Below are 6,622 nucleotides of genomic sequence, written 5' to 3' on the forward strand. Positions count from 1 at the left end.
TCATTCCTCTTTACGCAAAACATACCCGCGGAATCCCACAGAAGTATGATCGTAAAACCCTAACATTTTCTGGATAGGAGCTGTTAACCCAAACGTCGCTCCCCTCCGAGTACATAACTCCAAGATCAAACCGCGTATATCGGCCAGAAACTGGGCGCAAAAATGGAAAAGACCCCATCTCTTGCAAGATGAGGTCTTCTTCCACCTTAGCCCGTTTGGCGGGCTGAGGGTTACCGCCCGTTGGTCAAGAACGGGCGGTAATTTCTTTGTCCGGTCAGATTAGTGATCGACCAGATCTTCGATTTTGAACCACTCTTTGGATTCTTCGAAGTAGACGCTTTCGATATCGATCAGGAGATCGGTACCTGTGTCGCCGACAACCGTTACCGTTCCGTCCGAGTTGGCTTCGAACGTGTAGTCCGAAGATGAGCCGGAACCAAAGGTCACGAGGTCGAAGCCCTTGCCGCCGTCGAGAATATCGTCGCCGTTGGAGACTTCGATACAATCGTGGCCGCCTTTACCAAGGATGAGGTCATCACCATCGGTGCCCTTGATCAACTTATCGTTGCCCTCGGTGCCCATGATCATGTTCGGCTCATCGTCCTCAATCGTCACCTTGACGACCGCCGTGTCCGTTCCACCGTTACCATCGGAGATGGTGTAGGTGAACATATCCATACCAGTAAAGTTCGGATCGTTCGGCGTGTAGGTAACAGTGCCGTCAGCGTTGATCGTAACCGTACCGTTGGTGCCATCCGTGACGTTGATGACTTCGAGCGGATCGCCGTCGGCGTCCGTATCGTTCTCGAGTACATCGATGACGATTGGATCACCAAGATCGACTGTCTTCATGTCATCAACAGCAACCGGATCAACGTTAGGAGCCGGGTCAGGACCAAGATCAACCGTTACGGTTGCAGTGTCTTCGCCACCATTACCGTCCTTGATCGTATAGGTGAAGGTATCCGTTCCCGTAGCACCTGCGTTCGGCGTGTAGAGGATCATGCCATTGGCTTGAACAATGATCGTGCCTTTGCCTGGCTGTGTAGTTCCGATGATCATCAGCGGATCACCATCCGGATCACTATCATTACCGAGCACGTCAATCATGATAGGGGTGCCATCGCTGGCATCCGCCACATCATCCACTGCATCCGGTGGGCGGTTCGGATCAGGGTTGATCGTAACCGTCACGGTCGCCGTATCCGTTCCGCCGTTTCCGTCGGAGATCGTGTAGGTGAACGTGTCCGTTCCAGTGAAGCCAGCGTTCGGTGTGTAGACAGGCTTGCCGTCCGCACCAATCGTGACCATGCCGTTGGAACCGTTGGTCGTTCCAATAATGGTCAGATCCTGACCTTCCGGATCATTGTCGTTCATCAGAACCATGATGGAGACGGGGTCGCCCTCGGTGGTCGTTGCGGTGTCATCCACAGCGTCCGGATCCTGATTTTCTACGGTAACCGTGACCGTGGCCGTATCGGTCTCACCCTCATCATCAGTGATGACGTAGGTGAACGTATCCGTGCCGGTGAAGCCAGCGTTCGGCGTGTAGACCGGGCGGCCATCCGCACCGATTGTGACCGTACCGTTGGCGCCGTTGGTGACAGAAGTCACTGTAACCATTCCACCATCTGGATCGTTGTCGTTGACGAGAACATCAATCGCAACCGGCGTGCCGGATGGCGTTGTTGCCGCATCGTCAACAGCCACAGGTGGCAGATCCGGATCAGCTTCCACCGTCACTTTCACTTCCGCAGTGGAGAAGCCACCGTTTCCGTCCGTGATCGTGTAGGTGAACGTGTCCATGCCAGTGAAGCCCGGGTTCGGCGTGTAGATCGGCTTGCCATTCGGACCGATAGCAACGGTGCCGTTGGCCGGTGTGCCGAGCGACACAATCGAAAGTGGATCACCTTCTGGATCGCTGTCGTTCATGAGAACCATGATCTCAACCGGATCGCCTTCGCCTGTCGTGGCCACATCGTCGACCGCATCAGGTTTCTGGTTGTTGACCGTCACCGTGACAGTCGCCGTATCCGTCGCGCCTTGGTCATCGACAACCACGTAGGTGAACGTATCTGTTCCCGTAAAGCCAGCGGCTGGTGTGTAAACCAATTCGCCGTTAGCACCCTGGGTGACCGTTCCACCATTGGCCGACGTTGGATCGAATGACTGGATCATCTGGGCATCGCCCTGATCGTCCGTGTCGTTCGCCAGAACATCGATGGAGACCGGCGTGCCGGAGTCCGTCGTCGCCACATCGTTGTTGGCTGTGGTGTCATTGGGCGTCGGGTCAACCACGGTGACCGTAACGGTCGCCGTATCGGTTGCGCCTTGGTCATCAACAACCACGTACTCAAACGTGTCCGTGCCGGTGAAGCCCGTTGGCGGGATGTAGACCAGCTGACCGTTTGCGCCCTGCGCAACCGTACCACCATTGGCCGAAGTCGGATCAAACGACTGGATCATCTGGGCATCGCCCTGATCGTCCGTGTCGTTCGCCAGAACATCAATCGTCACAGGCGTGTTGATGTTCGTGGTATCCGCATCGTCGTTAGCGGTCGTGTCGTTCGGCGTTGGGTCAACCACGGTGACCGTAACGGTCGCCGTATCGGTTGCACCTTGGTCGTCAACAACCACGTACTCGAACGTGTCCGTGCCGGTGAAGCCCGTTGGCGGGATGTAGACCAGCTGACCGTTTGCGCCCTGCGCAACCGTACCACCATTGGCAGAAGTCGGATCAAACGACTGGATCATCTGGGCATCGCCCTGATCGTCCGTGTCGTTCGCCAGAACATCAATCGTCACAGGCGTGTTGATGTTCGTGGTATCCGCATCGTCGTTAGCGGTCGTGTCGTTGTCGTCGCCGGTGATCGTTACCGTCGCCGTATCCGTGCCGCCTTTACCGTCAGAGATCGTATAGGTGAACTCGTCCGGACCGGTATAGCCAGGGTTCGGGATGTAGACGATTTGTCCGTCCATCGTCACGATGACCGAGCCATTGGATGGCGGCGTTGTGCCGATGATGGTCAGCGGGTCCATGTCCGGGTCGCTGTCGTTGGTGAGCACGTCGATGAACTGGGGCAGGCCCGTGTTCACTGTCGCATCATCAACCGCATCCGGGTCGTTATTGTCTGGCTCGACATTGACCATCACGTTGACAACATCGCTGCCGCCCTGATCGTCTTTCAGCACATATGTGAAGCTGTCCATACCAGTGAAGCCATCGTTTGGCGTGTAGGTGACAGTTCCGTCATCATTCAGCACAACCGTGCCGTTCTGAGCCGTGCCGACCATCATTACCATGATGGGGTCGCCATCCGGATCGCTGTCGTTTGCAAGAACATCGATGACAACTGGCGTGCCTTGCGGCGTGTCAGCCATATCGTCCTTACCCACTGGCGGATTGTTGGTCGGGGCTTCAACGGTAACCGTGACAGTCGCCGTATCCGTCGCGCCTTGCGCATCGATCACGGTGTACTCGAAAGTATCGGTTCCGGTGAAGCCGGTCGCTGGGATGTAGACCAGCTGTCCGTCACCCGTCTGCAGCACCATGCCACCGTTGGCCGATGTCATGTCGAAGGAGTCAATCGACTGCGCATCGCCTTGATCGTCCGTGTCGTTCGCCAACACATCTATCGTCACAGGCGTGTTGAGGGCGGTCGTGTCCGCATCATCAACAGCGTTGGTGTCATTTATCACGCCAACTGTGACAGTTACAGTCGCCGTATCCGTCTCGCCACGCTCATCAATGACCGTGTACTCGAACGTATCTGTACCGGTGAAGCCTGCTGGCGGGATGTAGACCAGTTCGCCGTTAGCGTTCTGGGCAACCATGCCACCATTGGCAGACGTCATGTCGAATGACTGGATCGTCTGAGCATCGCCCTGATCGTCCGTGTCGTTCGCCAACACATCAATCGTGACAGGCACACCAACCGTTGTCGTAGCGTCGTCATCGACGGCGTTGGTGTCGTTCGGCTCGCCAACAGTGACAGTCACAGTCGCCGTATCCGTTGCGCCGTCATCATCGACAACAGTGTACTCGAATGTATCGGTACCCATGAAGCCTGCTGGCGGGATGTAGACCAGTTCGCCATTGGCGTTCTGGGCAACCATGCCACCGTTGGCCGATGTCATGTCGAATGACTGGATCGACTGGGCATCGCCCTGATCGTCCGTGTCGTTCGCCAGCACATCAATCGTGACGGGCACATCGACCATCGTCTCAGCGGCATCATCAACAGCGTTGGTTGAGTTTGGCTCGCCAACTGTGACAGTCACAGTCGCCGTATCCGTTGCACCACGAGCGTCAGTGATCGTGTAGGTGAATGTGTCTTCACCCTGGAAGCCAGCCGCCGGAATGTAGACCAACTGGCCATCACCCGTGCGCAACACCGTGCCACCGTTAGCCGACGTGCCGTCGAAGCTGGTGATCGTCTGGATATCGCCCTCATCGTCGACATCGTTGGCTAGAACATCGATCATCACCATTGTGCCCGGCGTCGTCGTGGCCGCATCGTCCACCGCGTCGGTGGTGTTAGGCTGCTCAACGGTCACTGTAACGGTCGCCGTATCCGTTGCACCTTCGGCATCAACCACAGTGTATTCGAACGTGTCCGTTCCAACGAAACCTGCTGGTGGGATGTAGACCAACTCACCATTGGCGTTCTGGGCGATCATGCCGCCTTCAGCAGAAGTCATATCGAACGACTGAATAGTCTGAGCATCGCCCTGATCGTCAGTGTCGTTCGCCAGAACATCGATTGTGACCGGAGTATCGACATTCGTCGTTTCCGCATCATCAACAGCGTTCGTATCGTTGTCAGCTGCCACAGTGACCGTAACGGTCGCCGTGTCCGTTGCGCCTTGAGCATCGACCACCGTGTAGGTGAACGTGTCAGTGCCTTCAAAGCCCGCATTCGGAATGTAGACCAACTCGCCAGCAGCGTTTTGAGCGACAGTGCCGTTCGCGCCGTTGGTGAAGGACTGGACACTTTGTGAGTCGCCCTGAGCGTCCACATCGTTAGCCAGAACGTCGATTACAACTGGTGTGCTCGGCGTGGTTTCGGCCGTGTCATCGACAGCGTCGGTGTCATTGGGCTGCTCAACGGTCACCGTCACAGTAGCCGTGTCAGTCACACCGGTCTCATCGGTGATCGTGTATTCGAACGTGTCCGTGCCGATGAAGTCCGCAGCTGGCGTGTATTCCAGCGTGCCGTCAGCGTTCTCGGTGACCGTGCCACCGTTGGCGGTCGTCATATCGAAGTCAGTGACCTCAAACGTGTCGCCATCAGGGTCTGTGTCGTTGCCGAGCACATCGATGGAGACAGGCATGTTGGCATCCGTCGTTGTGTTGTCATCGACAGCATCGACAGTGCTTTCCACCGGCGTAATGACAACAGTCGCAGTTGACGTTAGGCCATCCTCATCGGTGATTGTGTACTCAAAGGTATCACCACCGGTGAAGCCCGGTGCTGGCGTGTATTCCAGCGTACCATCAGCATTCTGCGTAACGGTGCCACCATTCGGCGTTGTCATATCGAAGTCCGTGACCGTCAGGTTCGCATTGTCACCATCTGGGTCATCGTCGTTCGCCAACACATCGATTGTGACAGAACCACCAGTGCCGGGGTTCGCAGCCGTATCGTCTTCCGCAACTGGCGGAACTGGAGCTGCATCGACAACAATGGTCACAGTAGCCGTGTCTGTCAGGCCATCCTCATCCGTAATCGTGTATTCGAACGTGTCTGTGCCTTCAAAGCCCGGTGCACCGGTATATTCCAGCGTACCGTCAGCGTTCTGCGTAACCGTGCCACCGTTTGGTGTGGTTGCGTCAAAGTCGGTCACAGTCAGGTTCGCATTGTTACCATCCGGATCATCGTCGTTCGCGAGAACATCAATCGTGACGGAACCACCCGGCGCATCCAGCGCAGCCTGATCGTCTTCCGCAACTGGCGGAAGCTCAGATTCGCCTACGGTGACAGTCACCGTCGCCGTATCGGTCGCGCCCATCGAGTCCGTGATCGTGTATTCGAACGTATCCGTGCCTTCAAAGCCTGCCGCAGGCGTATACGTCAGCGTGCCGTCGGCATTCTCGGTGATCGTGCCACCGTTCGCTGACGTGGCATCGAAGTCGCTGACCTCAAACGTGTCACCTTCCGGATCGTTGTCATTACCGAGTACATCAATCGTAATTGGCGTGTCGAAGTCGGTTTCCCGCTCATCGTTGACAGCGTTCGTCGTGTTCTCGTCAACGTGGACGGAAACAGTCGCCGTGTCGGTGTTACCCTTGGCATCCGTGATCGTGTATTCGAATGTGTCCGAACCGGAGAAGCCTGGAGCTGGCGTGTAAACCAATTCACCATCGGCATTCTGCGTGACCGTGCCACCATTGGCGGTCGTCGTATCGAAGTCGGTGACTTCAAACGTGTCACCATCCGGATCGACATCGTTGTCCAATACTGGGATCGTGACAGGCGTATCCTGACGCGTACCAATATCATCATCGATCGCATCGACCGTGTTGTCAGAGACAGCAACCGTCACAGAACCTGTGTCCGTCAGGCCGTCTTCGTCCTCAACCGTGTAGTCGAACGTAGCATCGCCCGTGAAGCCGTCTTCC

Annotated in this window: 1 protein-coding gene; it reads right to left on the minus strand. The window is 56.4% G+C overall.

The genetic code is table 11. The features are described from left to right. Positions 1-279: 279 nt before the first annotated feature. Positions 280-6,622: Ig-like domain-containing protein (locus tag ACFQ14_RS08570; protein WP_377212312.1), on the minus strand; the 6,343-nt coding region annotated here is incomplete at its 5' end.

The organism is Pseudahrensia aquimaris (assembly GCF_042676045.1).
GTDB classification, from domain to species: Bacteria; Pseudomonadota; Alphaproteobacteria; order Rhizobiales; family Rhizobiaceae; genus Pseudahrensia; species Pseudahrensia aquimaris.